Source organism: Solimonas sp. SE-A11 (assembly GCF_030345715.1).
Taxonomy (GTDB): domain Bacteria; phylum Pseudomonadota; class Gammaproteobacteria; order Nevskiales; family Nevskiaceae; genus Solimonas_A.
The window spans coordinates 89,153-104,768 of the sequence record NZ_JAUASX010000009.1 but is presented as its reverse complement, the minus strand read 5'-3'; the positions used below and the strand labels follow the sequence as shown (position 1 = coordinate 104,768).

General features: G+C 59.0%; 10 protein-coding genes. 1 reads left to right on the top strand and 9 read right to left on the bottom strand.

Annotated features, from left to right (window positions below):
• Positions 1-15: 15 nt before the first annotated feature.
• The 5 genes from QT386_RS12020 to QT386_RS12000 all read right to left on the bottom strand — a co-directional run bounded on the left by QT386_RS12020 (position 16) and on the right by QT386_RS12000 (position 6,277).
• Positions 16-687 carry a DUF4400 domain-containing protein gene (locus tag QT386_RS12020; protein ID WP_289274011.1) on the bottom strand — a complete coding sequence of 224 codons (672 nt, stop codon included), beginning with the start codon at positions 685-687 and terminating at the stop codon, positions 16-18.
• Positions 677-2,716, bottom strand: coding sequence for a type IV conjugative transfer system coupling protein TraD (traD, locus tag QT386_RS12015; RefSeq protein ID WP_289274010.1), 2,040 nt, complete (start codon positions 2,714-2,716; stop codon positions 677-679). Before traD ends, QT386_RS12020 begins: the two co-directional genes overlap by 11 nt.
• Entirely contained in the window at positions 2,713-4,602 is a 1,890-nt protein-coding gene (gene mobH / locus QT386_RS12010) for a MobH family relaxase (RefSeq protein WP_289274009.1), read from the bottom strand. The genes traD and mobH overlap by 4 nt, the downstream gene beginning before the upstream one ends.
• Complete coding sequence (locus tag QT386_RS12005; protein WP_289274008.1) at positions 4,593-4,967, bottom strand: hypothetical protein; 375 nt, start codon at positions 4,965-4,967, stop codon at positions 4,593-4,595. The genes mobH and QT386_RS12005 overlap by 10 nt, the downstream gene beginning before the upstream one ends.
• A 986-nt stretch (positions 4,968-5,953) precedes the next feature.
• A complete protein-coding gene (locus QT386_RS12000; RefSeq protein ID WP_289274007.1) occupies positions 5,954-6,277 on the bottom strand; it encodes a hypothetical protein in 324 nt (107 codons plus the stop codon).
• Between the two features lie 515 nt (positions 6,278-6,792).
• Here QT386_RS12000 and QT386_RS11995 point away from each other — a divergent pair.
• Positions 6,793-7,350, top strand: coding sequence for a PHP domain-containing protein (locus QT386_RS11995; protein WP_289274006.1), 558 nt, complete (start codon positions 6,793-6,795; stop codon positions 7,348-7,350).
• A gap of 203 nt (positions 7,351-7,553) precedes the next feature.
• Here QT386_RS11995 and QT386_RS11990 read toward each other — a convergent pair whose 3' ends face one another.
• The 4 genes from QT386_RS11990 to QT386_RS11980 all read right to left on the bottom strand — a co-directional run bounded on the left by QT386_RS11990 (position 7,554) and on the right by QT386_RS11980 (position 15,518).
• Positions 7,554-8,051, bottom strand: coding sequence for a hypothetical protein (locus QT386_RS11990; RefSeq protein WP_289274005.1), 498 nt, complete (start codon positions 8,049-8,051; stop codon positions 7,554-7,556).
• Positions 8,048-12,253, bottom strand: coding sequence for an RHS repeat-associated core domain-containing protein (locus tag QT386_RS11985; protein ID WP_289274004.1), 4,206 nt, complete (start codon positions 12,251-12,253; stop codon positions 8,048-8,050). The genes QT386_RS11990 and QT386_RS11985 overlap by 4 nt, the downstream gene beginning before the upstream one ends.
• A 29-nt stretch (positions 12,254-12,282) precedes the next feature.
• The gene (locus QT386_RS23425) at positions 12,283-13,248 is read right to left on the bottom strand and encodes a DUF1513 domain-containing protein (RefSeq protein ID WP_367401430.1); all 966 of its coding nucleotides are present in this window, start codon (positions 13,246-13,248) and stop codon (positions 12,283-12,285) included.
• Between the two features lie 1,364 nt (positions 13,249-14,612).
• On the bottom strand, positions 14,613-15,518 hold the full coding sequence (locus QT386_RS11980; protein WP_289274003.1) for a DNA-binding protein: 906 nt from the start codon (positions 15,516-15,518) through the stop codon (positions 14,613-14,615).
• Between the last annotated feature and the right edge of the window lie 98 nt (positions 15,519-15,616).

Sequence of the window (15,616 nt, the reverse complement as noted above, 5' to 3'; positions counted from 1 at the left end):
CACTCGCTATCAGTTCTAGATGTACTTCTTGAAGTAGCCCATCGCAATGCGCGTCGACAGCCACAGCGCCAGGAGGAACGGCGGGAATGCCAGCCGGGGATCCATCGGGATCGGTGGTACCAGATAGAAGAAGCACAGCATCAGCACGGAACCGCCGATCAATCGCTTCGCGCGGTGATAGATGAATCCGGACTCCCGCCCGCCGCCGGTGCGCCGGCGGTACCACGTCACCAAGCCGTCCGCGACAGCGCCGAGCATGGTGAGCAGAATCAGCGGAGCCGCGAGCGTCAGCACCGCTAGGCGTGAGCTGAATAGCTGTAAGCCGATCGCGGCGGACTCCCAGAACAGCCGCGTCGAGAGCACAAAGCTTCGCATCATCTCGTCCATGCCTGACATAGGAGCTGGATCAGCGGCTTTCGCCATCATGTAGTCGAACCCGGGCAGCACAAATAGCCCCTGGTACAGCACCCCATGAATGGCGTAAGCAAACTTCGGGAAATCGGCACCGCCCAGGTCGACCAGCAGCGCCCACTCCCGATCGAGATTGTGCTGCAGGGCCCCGATGCCGCGCGCGCCATTGGGGTAGGGCCACATGACGTACAACAGGTCGATGACCAGGACGATGGCCATCACGATCAGGCCCCAGAGCAGGATCCACTTAATGCCGGTCCACTTTTTATCCGCCATGACCGAGGCCTCCGAACTTAGTGAGGGACCACTGCTCGACCTCCGTCATTCCATCGGGCATGAGCGGATCGGCTCCGGCCAGCGGCAAGCGCAGCTTGAACAGGCGGCCGCCGTTCAGCAGCGCGAAGGCCTGTCCCTTGGGGAGTTGCACCAGGTCTGCCGGCTGCAGCATCTCGGCCTCTACCTCGGTGAGCCGGTCCGCGTTCGCTGAGACGAAATCCGTGAAGCTTTCGGGATTGTTATCGTCGGTCACGCGTGACTCGGCGACCTTGGTGAATACCCGTACTTTCGGCAACTGCTTCGTAAGAAACTCCGCGGTCTCCTCGTTCTTCACTCGAAGCATGATGAGTGTGTTGAGGTTTCCGGAAATCTGTCCTGCCTTGGCCTTGTCGCCAATACCAGCCTCGATGTCCGAGGCGGTCTGTGTATACGCCGTCACCTGGAATCCCGAGCCGCCGGCCTTATTCAGCAGAGGGATGAACTCGTTTCCGACCAGCTCGTTGAATTCGTCGGCATGGACGGCGATCTTGGCGCGACGGTGCCCGTCGATCGTTGGCAGGCCCTGGGTGTCGCCGAACTTGTAGAGGGCACCGGCAACCGAAGTAAGGTCCGCGAACATCGAGTTGCCTACCGCGCTTGCGACCTCGACGTCCGAAAGAGCGTCGAGCCCGATGTAAACGATGCCTCGCTCGCGAATCACGCGCATCCAGTCCAGGATCGGCCTACGGTCACCGAGATCGGTGTAGGCCGGCGCCAGCAGTGCGCCCGTCCTGCCGCTGGTGAGCTTCTCCATGAGAGGCAGCAGGCTGGCCGTCAGCTTGTCGAAGTAGGTCTTGTCGTACTCGAAGGCGCTGCGCAGACCGTCCGCCACAGGATCGAACAGCCCGCGCTCCTTCGCAAAGCGGACGCAAGCAATCGCTCGAGGATCGCGGCCCTTGAGAGCGTTCGGTAGCTTCTTGTCGTCAATGTTGCCGGCAATCATCTGGACACCCTGGCGCCAATCCGCCTGGCCCTCCTTCTCAAACCAGAACTCGTGGTACTCCACTAGCAAGGGCTCAATATGGGTCACGTAGCGGGCAATCGAGGCGTAGTCGGGCTTGCGGCCCAGGGCGACCAGAGCGCGCGCCACGACGTTCGTAAATCTCCAGGCGAACTCGCGGAAGGCCGCGGAGTTGCCCTCGGCCGGCAACTGCGTCGCGATGCGCCCTGCAGGCTCGGTAATTCGACCGAACTCGCCGATCGGGTTGTACCGCTCGGAAATCTCCGGATAGCCCAGATGGAAGATGTGGAACTGGTCCAGGCGCCCTGCCCGCTTGGCCTCTGCGAATATTCGCCGCAACAGGTCAACATCACCCTTCGGGTCGAACACAATCACCACTTCACCGCGGCGGATGTCCTGGGTGACCAGGAGCTCCGCCAGGCGGGTCTTGCCGACACGTGTGGTGCCAAGCACGATGGCATGAGCGACACGGTCACCCACGTCCATCCAGATATCCGTCTCGTCCTCGAGGCCGACGCCATGAAGAGCGGGATTTCCTCCGACGGGTGGCAGAGGTGCAACCGGATTCCAATCGCTTTCGCTCGCCAGGCGTTTTACGAGCCATTGCATCGAAGGCGTGTGCTCTAAGCGGATCTCCAGTTGGCGGGCCCAGCGGTACGCCCGCCCAGGCAAAAGGAAGTGGCGGACCTTGGGATTCAGGGTTTCGATGAGGCGCTGGCTGTGACGCTGGTCCCATGCGTAGCCCCTGCCCAGGAAAAGCTTGTGATTGGACACCGGAATGTCCTCGGCATCCAGGACGTAGCGCGGCAGCTTTCTCAGATTTGCGCGGTACCGCGCGATCTTCATACCCTCCCAGAAGCGATAGATGCCCAGGACGAGGAAGGCCGCGGCGATCAGGTGAGCCAGCTTCGGCATAAGCGGGAATACGCCGGCGGCGTCATTCATCAGCACAGCGCCGATAATCAGCAGCACCGTAGCCGGGATGAACTCGAATGCCGGCCGAAGCCGGTTGTCGAAATACTCGCTCATGATTGACCCCCTTCGTTGGTGCCCGGAAGCACCAGATGCTTGTTCGGGCCGGGGAGCTGCAAACCGAGCGTCTCCGCCGGATTTGGGATGACTACACCCTTGAGGAGGGCGTTCTGCTTCTTCTCGCCGACCACGCGATAGGTCCAGATGTTCGTGCTGTCAGGACGCTTCTGGTGCCGCTTCAGCTTGAGCAGCTTCTTTTGGGCGGCCTCCCATCCGTCCACGCCGGCGAAGTCGCGGAAGATGCCAGGGCTCACCAGGAGGAGCCCTTCAGGAACCGTATGCACTCTTGCATCAGCCACGTTGATCTTGAGCTTCGCCGTCGAAAGACCATCCCTGAGCCAGTCAATGAAATCGTTGCCCTGCAGCTGGCCGTCCTCGGCGATCGCCGCCGTGGAATGCACTGCAGCGACGGGCGAGGCCTCCACAGGCACTTCGGCGCCGAGGAGTGGCGGTAGAACCAGGCCGTAGCTGTCGGTGGCTGTGGTCGCTGGCGGCAGCGCAGGCTGCGGCTGCAGCTGGAACGCCGTGGCATCACCCTCCCCGCCGGACGCGGCCAGGCCAGTGCCCTGCGGCGCGTGGGCGGCAGGCCACTGGGCGCCCTGCAGGGACTGCAGGATCTCGTCTCGATTGTGCTGCGGCCCCTGCGTCGGGATCGGCAGCGTGGCCGCGGCCGCCAGCGGCGCCGCAGACGGCAGGGGCAGCGGAGCGGGGGCAGCGTTGGCACCTTGCGGCGTCACACGCCCGCTGCAGGCCTGCGGCCTTGCGGCTGGATCGCTCCAGATTCGAGTCATCGGGATCCGCAGCAAGGACAGCTGCTGGGTCCACCCCTCGGCGAGCTCGACGGTGGCAAGCCAGATTGCGCGATCGCCGTTGGGCATCAGCACGCCGTGCTGCTGCAGTTCGTCCATCAGGCGCTCGTTCTTGGCCGGAATCCCGGCCTGCCCCTCCTGCAGCATGTGGTCGCGCAGCGCGTCCAGGGCGCGTTTGCTGACCAGCCACAGGTCGTCGGCGATCACCCAGCCGGCGGCGCCTGGCTTGTTGAGCGGCAGCACGTTCTGGTCTACCAGGTAGCGCAGGCCGGTGGCCAGACGCTCGGAGAGGGGCTTGGCCGTGGATGTCGAGACTCGGGCGACCGGGCCACCGGACAAGTCCACCGCGACTGATGAGCCATCGGCGGCCCGGATCATCTCCCCCAGCTCACCGGAGAGTTCGGTATCCCCACCGGAGATGGTGGCCAGCCAGGCCTCGAAGACGTCCAGGTCCTCGGCCAACCAGGTCATGCCCATCTCGGGGATCAGCAGATGCGACAGCAGCGGCGGAATCCGGGGATGCAGGCGGTAGCGGCGGCCGCGGACAAAGCGCACCTGGTAGGACGCCGCAGGCGGCGCGATGAAGCCCTTCCAGGGGTTCCAATCGCCGAGGTCCTTGCCGGACTCGTCGTACAGCCTCAGGCGCTGGTCGGCGAGCGGCTTGCCGATATCGTGCAGCAAGGCAGCGGTCGCGGTCGCATAGGTCCAGACGTCCTGCTTGGCGGCCAGCTCCTCGGCAGAGGCGCCTGGCGGCAGAAGCTTGCCGCGGCGCAGCGCCAGGGCCTTTTCGACGGTTTCGAGGCCATGTTGCAAGAGGCCACCGGCGCCGGCGTGGTGATGGGCCTCGGAGGCCGGGCACTGCTGCACGAAGTAGGCGTAGGCCTTGAACACCGGGTCGTACAGCGCGTTCCAGTGAGCCTTTGGGACCCCGATGTGCCGGCGAATCACGCCCATGCGATCGGAGTGCTGGTCCAGCAACTGGTCGGCGGACAAGATCTCGAAGCGGGACTGCTCCAGTTCACTGCCTGTCTTCGGCGCCGAAGCGCGCCGGCGGAACCAGTCGGTCAGAGCCATTGTTGCAGCCACTGATCGACCGCGGCGGGAGAGGGATTCGGATCCTCGCTCCGCCAGTAGTTCACGGTCGGATTGCGCTCCAGGAAGCGGCGCAGCGGCTCCTCCAGAGGGCTCCAGACGCATGCCGCAGCACCGGCCCGGTATCGGTAGGCTGGGAGCGTGCAAAGCGCGCTGACCAGCGTCTGCTCGGCCTCCGTGGGCTCGACGCCGGCGAGGCCGGCGAAGATGCGGTTCAGGTATGTCGTGGGGGCTTCCTCGGGATCATCGAGGGCCACCTCAATGCCCTGGAAGCGTTCGACTAACAGGGCGCAGGGAGTGATGAACCGATTGAGCCCGGCGGATTCGAGCTGGTGCAATTCGAGCATGAAGGTGCCTTCCTGGACAGGCACCGAACACTACTGACGCCCCCCTGGGGCCTCCACGGAAAAACACGACATACCTTTGAAGCTTTTTCCCAGCCCTTTGCCGCAAACCATGTATGCGGCAGCCCTTTCGGGTAAGCCCGTTCCCCGTAACGGGCCATTCCCCTTCCCCCTTCCCTTGAGCCAACCGTTTCCCACCTACCGTGCAAGCACTCGCCTAAACCGCAGGGCATCGGGCACCATTGCTCCAACCTTTCCACCGGCCCTTTGATCTTGAGCGCAGCTGCAGCATTGCTTTGCCTGGTTGTCGGCGTGGCAGACGGCGACACGTTGCGGGTGCGCTGCGGCCCTGGGGAGCAGCAGACTGTCCGCCTGGCGGAAGTCGATGCCCCGGAGAGGCGCCAGGCCTTCGGCACGCGCGCGAAGCAGGCCTTAAGGCATGGCTTGGTGCTATGACCGCTACCTGACACAGGCGGCACTCTGCCGGCGCCTGCAGCGGGAAGCAGAGGCAGCCAAGCGCGGCCTCTGGGCGGACCCCAACCCGGTCGCGCCCTGGGATTTCCGGGTGGCAAAGAGGACGCCCACGGAGCCTGGCGCGCGAAAGACCTGAATAGCTGTTCGACAAAAGCCATCGGGCCACCGATGTGCACACCGGCAAGCTTGTAATCCAGCCATCAAGGCTTTGTCAGGTCGGCCCTGCAATGGGCGCAAGTAGACCTCGGAATAGAGCCGAGAATCGGGATACCTACAGGTCTGCCCTGGAGCCCGACTGGCGTACCGCAGTTCGGGCAGCGAACTCGATGAAGATAAAATGAACACGCCAAAAGCCATCCGAAGAAGCAAAACATAGCCGCTTGGGACTGGGTCTTAACCATCAAGACGCCGATCGCGAAACCACCGAACGTCATGGCCATCATGCCATTGATAAATTTTGCGCGCGGAGATTGCCTCATGGGCTATGGAAAATCTCGTGGCTAAAGCAGGACTTCCTATGGATCGATGTAGTCCAGATTCTCTACCTTGCCATCTCGAATGGAGAATCGGAAGTCGTCGACAAGCACGGCACCTTCCTCTGACCCCACCACCGCCCCACGCTTCTCGAGATTATGGGAAAGGGCATCAACCTGATCCGCCCCCCTTCCAAGCCAGTCTTTCTTGAGGATTTCCAGCGCCATATCGCTTCGCTCCCGATACAGGGATGACTGCGACCTAGCATCGTCCAACTCTGCCCCGGCATTTAATAGCAACAGGAAGAGGTACCCGCTTCCCAAGAGAGCAACCACGAGCAGTATCCAAGGTATCTTCGCTTTCATTCGGGCATCCCCGCATCTAGTGCATCACTGGCAAATGATGTGCACGCGTTAAAGTTGAAAGGATTCCAGCTATACGCGTCACGGCTTTTATCGTTCATACGAGTCTCAGCGAAATCATTGATTTTCTCCGCATCTGCTTCCTGCTTACAGGACATTGAGGGAGTCTTGCCTTTGCCTTTCTTCTTCAACTCGTCTTTGAGCTTCTACCAAGATTCCGGCGTTGGCTTGCCGTCCGGCCCCATGCGCAAGTTCGGAACCGTCATGCGACGCACATTGCCGAAGCAGCCAAGCGCGGCCTCTGGGCGGACCCCAACCCGCTCGCGCCCTGGGATTTCCGGGCGGCACAGCGGAAGCCCCCAGAGCCTGGCGCGCGAAAGACCTGAATAGCTGTTCAAAAATGGAAAATATCGCGGTGCCATCGGCAAATGCCGTAGCCCCGAATGATACCTGACATGCGTCAGGCATAGATTCCTTAGCCCCTCGCCTCCGGGGCTCAGACCGCGGTCTATGCCGAGTTGTACTGCCTCAGCAATTCTTCTTTCCTGCGCGGGGCCTCACATCCGAAGGAATTGGTGGCCGCGGCCGTAGCACAGGGCTATCGCGCGCTGGCCATCACCGATGAGTGCTCGCTCGCCGGCGTCGTGCGCGCGCATGAAGCAGCGAGCGCCGCCGGGCTACACCACATCATCGGAATCGAGATTCGCCTGCAGGGCGGCCCGACGATTGTGCTGCTTGCTCCAGACCGAGAGGGATACACCGAGCTTTGCCAACTCATCACCAAGGGCCGCCGGCGCGCGCCGAAGGGGAGCTACCAACTGGCCCTCACCGATCTGGAAGAGCTGCCTCATTGTCTGGCCATCTGGATTCCAGACTACCGGGGCGGGACGGAGTACGCCGACTGGTTCAGGAAGCGCTTCCCTAAGAGAGCCTGGATCGGGGTCACCCAACTCCTCGAGGCAGAGGACCTGGACCGCTTGAAAGCACTTCGTGTCCTGGGCGAGTCCTCAGGGATCCCGCTGACAGCGGTCGGTGCCGTGCAGTACCACCAGCGTCAACGCCGGCAGCCGCTATGACAGCAGCAGGCGTGCGCTCCCGTACCGCTGTTCTACATTCCTTGCACCCCAGTCGAAGGTCCCAGGGGTAGAAGCCAAAAATTCACCCTGCATCTAGTGCCACGCACGATTCCAGCCCAATTTTTTAACCGCGGGAAGAAAGCGCTGAGCTGGGAAACTCAGCGCTTTCTCATGCACAAACTCATCCTGGTACAGAGATATGGCTAAACACCCGTCGATAAGTTGCTTTTATAGCTTCCCGGCATTCTCGCAGCTGATACAAAAATTGGCACAACTACCGCAACGAATACCACAGATACTCCAAGAAACTTGAGGCTAACGTCACTGGCCATTGGTGTTCCGAACTCCCAAAAAACCTTTCCGCTAGGCGTCAGCATCAGCACGGCGCCCACCGCTCCAAGAAGAAAAATGGCGAGCCAACCAGGACACCATCGGATCAATGTAGGGAATGCAGAAATCACTCGCCGTTGCTCTCGTGGAGAAAGCCAAGTACTCGGCGTACGAGCTGCCCTCACGAACTCCGCCACCAACAGCATTGCGAAAGTCCATAAAGTCAGCACCACGACAACGGCCGCAACCCCCAAAACAGCATTGCTAGTAATCCTACCTACGGCAGCTTCCAAGAATAATGCAAGCTGCACAACCAGCGAAGCTATCGAAGCAGCGGCAAAGAAGCGTAGAAGGTTCTTCCAGTCACTCATTGTCTGCACTCGCAGTCTGAATATGCAGGATTATATATGGTCGCTTGAGCACCCACCGAACCAACAAGTTGAGCCCCCCATGTGGGCCCAAGAATGGCTCCACCTACCAACCCGGAAGATTCATTCGCGTAGTTGCGAGAAATACCAAACTCGCCCCCAGCAGCCACATTCCCAATACTCCCAGCGAGAGAAACAGTATCAGCAAGCACAACGCCCCCCTTACATCTATCAACGGGAGCGTCACCGGGAATTCCACCGCGGGGATCATACGTAGCTCCGAATCCAAACCCTAAGCCCACCCTAACAGTGCCGAACCGATTTCCAGAATTGCTTCCGAACATTATTTCAATCCCAGGGCCGAAGTATCCGCCAACGGTGACGGACCAAAGCCCGAGCGGATCGATATTCGAGACAGGATTGCCGTCTGCATAGGTATAAGTGTTCAAGCCGCCCAATATCCCGATAGGATCACTTTGCAGATACCTACCAGTACTCGCATCGTAGTGTCGATTCCAGTTGTAGTACAACCCGCTTTCCGTATCGAAATACTGTCCGGGAAGTCCAACATTCAGGCCACCGAAGGTGTTCAGCGTGATCGAACGATCGTAAGCAAAGTTGCTGGCTCGCCAAACAGCAGTCTTCGCCGAGTTTTGCACCTCCCTTGGGCGTCCGAGCTGGTCATTCAACACGTAGTAAATCACGCCAGAGCGTATGACGGCGAGTAATTCGCCCCCAAGCCACACATAGTGCGTGCTCATGGCCGTGCTACCTGCAGCCGTCTCCGACAGTAAGCTGCCCGATGGATCAAACAAGAAGTTGAAATTTCCGCCAGGACCAGCTTTCCGCACACGTTGGTTCAGTGCATTGCCCGAGTATTGAGTAACCGCAGAAGCCTTAGTTACCGTCTGCAATCTATTGGTGATTGGATCATAAGCGTAGGTATATCCCCCCCTCCATCCACTCTCGGTATAGGTGTTACCTCGCCCATCGAAAGTGTATGCCCGGCTCCGGGTTCCAGTGACGCTGGCAATGCGATTGGTCGTGGCCTGGGGAATATAGTCATCGACCACGCCGCCCCAAGTGTGCGTTTCTCTGCTCCCGTTCGCATCAAAAGTGAACGCCTGGTTACCCGCCCCCGACGTAACCGTCCTCAGGCGCCCCAGAGCATCATAGTCGAAGGTTTGGCTCAGCGAGCTGTTGGCCCCATCCGTAATGCTGGAGACTTCATTAAAACTGTTGTAGGAATAGGTCAGGTTTGGACTGTTCGCGACAACGCGATAATCCAGGTTATAGCTCACCTGCCGAACCGTCCCATTGCCCAGCGTGTACTTCGATGCGGGGCCGAACATTAGGTAGCTGAACTGACTAGCCAGCGTCGTCGTAGTTGACCCGATTACGGACTTTACAGCCGTAACCTGATCCTGATCGTTGTACTCGAACTTAACCTGGGTGCCACCCGGATAGGTAACGGTGATCTGCCTGTCGAGATTGTCGTAGGCTCGAGAGATGGCGTAGGAGGTCCCGGCGATCACACTAGTCTGCGTCGCAACGAGCCCGGTCTGAGTATAGGTATATGTATCAGTGCTCGACTCATTCGCGGCACGGCATAGCCGCCCCTTTCCATTGGTGCAGGTATCGAATGCATAGGTATCCGCCCTTCCGCCACCCGATGCGCTCGTGAGGCGATTGAGCGCATCGTAGGCGAAGGTAACCATCGAGCCATCGGCGCGCGTCATCGACTTTCGATTTCCGGCCTCATCGTACTGCCACGACGTTATTCCGGCGTCCGGGCTAACGACTTCGACAAGATTTCCGAGGCCGTCATATCGATAGCGGGTGACCAGATTCTTCGGATCGGTCACCGTCGCGATGCGCCCCGCGCCATCATGGGTGTAAGTCGTAGACTGATTCAGCTGGTCCGTGGAGCTAAGCAGTTCGTCATTTGGTCCGTAGGACAGAGTTGTTGTTCTATCCGACGTTCCGTTTTTCAGGTCAACTGCACGAACCGTCTTGACATTTCCGTTGTTGTCGTAACGGTACTCGGTTCTCTGCTGGTTACTACCGACGTCTGCCGTAAGCCGACCAAGCTCGTCGAACTCCCAACGATGGGAATATGTTGTCGAGAGCTGCTTGGAGCAATTAACCCCAGTTGTCGGGCAGGAGTTGATATGCCGCCGCCAGTGAACGTTCCCCAGAACGTCACGCATGTACTGAATCTCTTGATACCCATTCATATTCTCGCCAATAACGCGACCCGCGTTGTCGTAGGTGGTCACGACCACACTGCCGCCTGGACGAGTAACCTTAGAGATCCCTCCCAAGGGGTGATATTCGAAGTTTGTCGCACGATTACCACCTGTCAGAACGCGGGTACGAGTCTTCTCCCTGCCGCGCGCATCGTAGAGAATCTGGGTCACCACACCATTCTCGTCGGTCTCCTGTCCAGGCAGCCCCAGTCCATTCTGACTAGCGTAGGAAACTTGATTACCTGCGGCATCCTTAACCGAGGTCAAATCGCCCGAGGTGTTGTAGGTGTAAGTAGTCGTATCCGTGAGATCGGTTCGAGGACCATTGACCACCAAACTAGCAATGAGCTTGCTCGGGTGGACCGTATAGGTGTAGGTCGTTCTCCGTAGCTGCCCCGGGGTGCCGTTCGCCGTACGGTTGTAGAAGCTCACGGCTTTGATCTGATTCGGCGAAGGATCGGATGCGCCGTAGTACTCATACGTAATTTCGGAAAGAGGATCTGCCGTAGTGGCGCCATACGTCTTAATGCCGGAAACTCTATTCTTTACCGTGTCCCAGATGTAATCCGTAAACCTTTGCTTTCCCGGGAAGGCACTGTTAATTCCGGTCGTCATATCCTCCAAATGACCTTTCGCGGTATAGGTGTAATCGGTCCGATTTCCGTTGAAGTCCTCCTCATAATCTTTGAATCCATTCGCGTCGTAAACCACTTGCGACACGGCGTTAGGGCAGTTCGCGACGCCGGAACGGTCCATTCGAACAAGCCTTTTTTCGCCAAGAACTTCCTTGAAGGTCAACTTGGTGATGGCGCCCTTCGCATTCGTTACCTGGGTGTAAGCTGTTCCATCGGAGTTCGTTCCGTAAGTAAAAGTGTCTCTATCAACACCATTCGCAAGGCCACTGTGAAACACGCGACCGTCCGCGTAGTAATCCGACGAACTGTATCGGACACCATTCACGGAAATTCCTGTTAGTAGTCCAGGCGTACTTTCGTAGTGATAGGTTCGAGACACCGCAGGGGTGCCGGGATGCTGAACCTGCGAAAGGTAGCCGGACGCAGCATAGGAATACCGGTAAATGTTTCCAGCCGGATCCGTCACTGTCGAGACGCGAAGTCCGCTCCAGCCCAGGCTAATTTTTCTCCCGCTAGGATGGTTAACACTCTGCAAGTAATTCGAAGAGTAGGTATACGTCGTGGTGACGCCGTTGGCGGTCACTGTTGAAGTAATGAACCCACCCGCGTTGTAGTTCTCGACTTCCCCGCTCTTGTGCACCACTTTCCAGGAGCCATCCGCATTGCGGGATATGGTCTCGGCGGCACTCTTTGATGGGCTTTCCCAAACGCCAGTCGTTGCATTCCGGTTGTACGGGAGCTGCGACCCATCCGATGTCAGTCGACCCACTGAAACAATGTCCGCACTCGCGGTCGCCGGCGTGACACACGCAGCTTGACCTGGCAGAGCGTCGCAGATTCCACCGCCGACAAACTTAAACCTTAGCGATTGATCTAAATTAGAAAACCAAGTAAATCCAAAGAGTCCTCTTCGCCCAGACGAGGTTTGACTGTAGTTTCTCTCTAGGCGCAGTGGGACTTGAGAGACTGCCTCAAAATCTACCTCTGTCTTGACCTTGTATCCCGATTTGTAAACCACAGGATATGCGCTCTTCTCGCAGTCCTTCGGCGGTTTGGGCGGTTGAGGAGATTCGACGCTATCGTATGTAGGAGACGACGGCCCACTGCCGCCTCCACCGCCAGGCCCAAGCCCAGGAATGTAGTCAAACGGAATGTATACGGGAGGAATGTACGTGCCAGTAACCACCACGGGCGGAAGGCTTACTGGATCTTCCGGATCACCGTCACCACTTTCATCGCCAGACTGGGCCCAGGACATGGATGACATAAGAGCAGCGGTGAGAAAGCAGGCCGCGGCAAGAAGCGTTTTCTTTGAGCGCATGGGTGTCTCCGAGAACTGCAGAATTTCGTTTAAATGGATGCTGATAACGAATGGATCAAAGAAATATGGTTCTCCCACTTGGCATCGGAGGTGGGCAATGAGGTAGGCCCAGCGCCACTCGTGGGAAGCCGGAGCATCTCGCCCTCTTCGGTAACCGCAAGGAAGGATTCACCATAGGAGGCCAGGGCGCAGGCTCGCGGCAAGGGGGCCGCGCCCAGCCATTGCCCTGTGCTATTCCACCTAGCTACCAGGCCAGAATGAGAGCAGCCCAATGCGTAGTGAACTGCGTTTCCTACCTGCGCTTGGGCAACGTCACCAGCGTATCCCTGTAGCCGCATTTCGGGGGGCGAATCGATTGTCTCGAAGGCCCCATTACGAAGAAGCGCAAAAACTGGGGCTTCTTCACGGGACGCTTGGTTGGCGTGTGCGGCCTGGAGCGCTACCCCGATACTTCCGTCCATCCCTCTTGCCAAGTGACGAATGCTTAAGAAGCGGTCTGGCAATATCCATTGATCGAGAAGAGCACCATCTGAAATTCTCAGACGGGTCAGAGTCGGAGCCATACGTTCGAGCTCCGCCTGGCCTTCCCCGGGTTTGGGTATTGCGACAATCCCGCCATTAGCGATTAGGAGAACCCCATCCGGCTCCAGAATCAGCCCATGAGGACCGATCCCATACGACGGAAGCTCCGCCCGCTTCTCTAGCGTGACGCCGTCCCGAACGCCGATGACTCCCTTTCCGCTGACCAGGTCGTTCTCGCTCGTGTACAGGATTTTTCCGTCTGGGGAGAAAACTGCATGGCCATTAAAGCGCCGCATTTGCTCAGCTTCTACTAGATGGACTGCCCTGCGAGCTTCAAGGTTAAATCTAACGATGAACTCGCCGGGCCTACGTGCCACGGCAATCGCTTCCCCTCGGCGCCACTCGTCCTCAATAAGCTCATGTGCGCGACCCGGCAGGGCTATCCCTCGAGCTCCCAGCTCCGGGCTCCACATTCCCGCGTAGTCGATCCCGTCCAACCTCCACGCGCCCAGGATATCTGGCCAGCTGTGCAGGAGATCGCTCGTGCTGCTCCTCCCTGTCTCACTCGCGAATGTCGGCCAAGGAAAGAGTCCCGCTACGGCCGCCCCAGCGCCGGCTAGTAACGCTCTTCTTCTTTGATCGACGTACATGAGCAATTTCCAGTTAGTTCTGGCTCTACTGAAGTGATTATTTTTTCGCCGCCCAGATACGAAGCAGGCCGCAGCGGCAGCAGCGACAATTATTTGAGCTTTTAATGAAGGGATCATCGATCCCAGTGTCGTCCGGCAAACAACCTGAACTAACTGTCACGTGAGAACGAGGTCTCAGTTTCGGGCGGGTATATTTTCCGCAGCTGAATGGGCTCAGTTGATGCAGACGACCGATCCTGACGGGCGAGTCAGGTGTCAGGCGACGAATCGTTCGCAGAAAAGCGCGGAGAACGTCGAGAGATAACGTTCATCTGCTAGTTTGAACCGACCAGCTACTGTCAATGGCCAGCCGGCTGCGTAAGATCAGCTCCACAGCTCGTCCAGCTAGATGGGGGGAGCACACGAAACCGCGGAATCTCCCCAGGCTGGCTCTTGAGTCCAACGGGCCACCCGCAGCTTGGACACCGGATTCGATGTAGGCAGATCGACATTACTACCATCCAGATAGCGGCACACGCCATCACTGCATCTGACTGGGTTTTGACGCCGATTACACCGATGACAATCCCTACGATCGCCATTGTCGCAACGCCACAGATGAATCTGGACTGTGGAGATTTGCTCATGGGCATGGCCTGTCCGGATCCCCCGGATTGACTGGTAGATATCCGTAAAGAAAGCTCACAGACCATAGTCGAGGGAGATGGAAATAGGCCGCCTTGCGGCAGCCTGTTTTTGTACCATAGAACCTGCACGGGCTAGCCTGGCATCCGGGTGCGCACTGTATCTTGCCAGCGACCCAAGTATTCAGTGCTGGCCGCTATCGCCGCTGCCATAGCTCCTCCCGTTCGATTCGGCTTCATATGCACACCCGGGGCACACCGGCGAGGTAAGCAGATGATGCGAAATTCCGCTTAAGGAGCTCTTCTTGAGCGCGCCGTACATAACTTTTCTGCGGCACCTACGGCATCTCAGCGAAAGAAAAAACCATGCGAGTGCAGCCATTAGGAGCAGGAGACTTATCGACGAAAGATGACTCTCCCTGTTGTACGACAGGAGATTTGCATATGTGTAAAAGATACTGCTCGCCACAAGCAATATGAGCGAAACGTCAAGCTTCCACCTTTGTCCTGTCCGCTCTAGCCAACTCATGGATTGATACCGTCTCACTCTATGCCCCTACCCCGCTAGTCCTTGCGCTTTTCTAACCCAGACTGAGCCTTTGCTGTCTTGGCATCCAGTTGCTTACGAAGGTCAGCCTCCCGCCGCTCCAAATCCTGGGCGCGCTCGTTAGCGGCCACCACGCGCGCCTCGCTGCTGGCGAGCGCCCGCTCGGCCTTGCCACTGCGGTCGCGCTCAGCATCGAGCGAGGACTGCAGCGAGCTACGATCCCTCTCGAGCGCCGCATTGCGGCCCTGTAGATCGTCTAGGCGCTCCTGGACCTTGCCCATCGCCGCGTTGGCAGCCGCCAGCGATCGCTCAACGTCGACGTGCTGTCGGCGTGACCGCTCAAGCTCGCCGACCAGGCGATCACGATCAGCCCGGATCGAGGGCAGGAGCTCCGCGTCGGCCGCGGCCTTGATCTTGATCTGGGCGAGCTCGATGCGCGCCGCTTCGCCGGCATCTCGCTCGGCCTGCAGCTGCCGCTGGATCTGGACGAGTTCGGAGGCCTGCTGATCCCGCTGGCCCGCAAGACGGTCGCGATCGGCCGTCATGGCGCCCAGTTGCTCCCGCAGATCCAAAAGTTCGGCTTCGAGTTGTTCGCCGGCGCGCTCCAAGTCCTGAGCACTCTTCTCCGCTGCCTCGACGCGGGCTCCCAGCTCGTCACGAACCGCGGCCGTTGCGCGGCCAATCTCGTCGTTGATCGCGCGGACGATGCCGGCCGGGATCTCACCGACCACCGGCGCTGGCGCCGGGCGCTTCGCCTTCCAGGTACGCAGATGCGCATGGATGGTGTTCGGCGAGCCCGTGCCGCCCAACTGCATCCGCATGGCGTCGAGCGTAGGGGTGCCGTCGCGGCCAACCCGGCCGGCGGCGACCAGTGCATCGGCAGCCCGGGCGACTTCCTCGAAGGTAATGCCGGGACGGGCCATGACGAATCTCCTGGGTGACTTGAGGCTTAAACATAGCTTATTTCGTATCGTATAGAAACTATTTTTCATATCATATTTCATATATACGATATGTTATG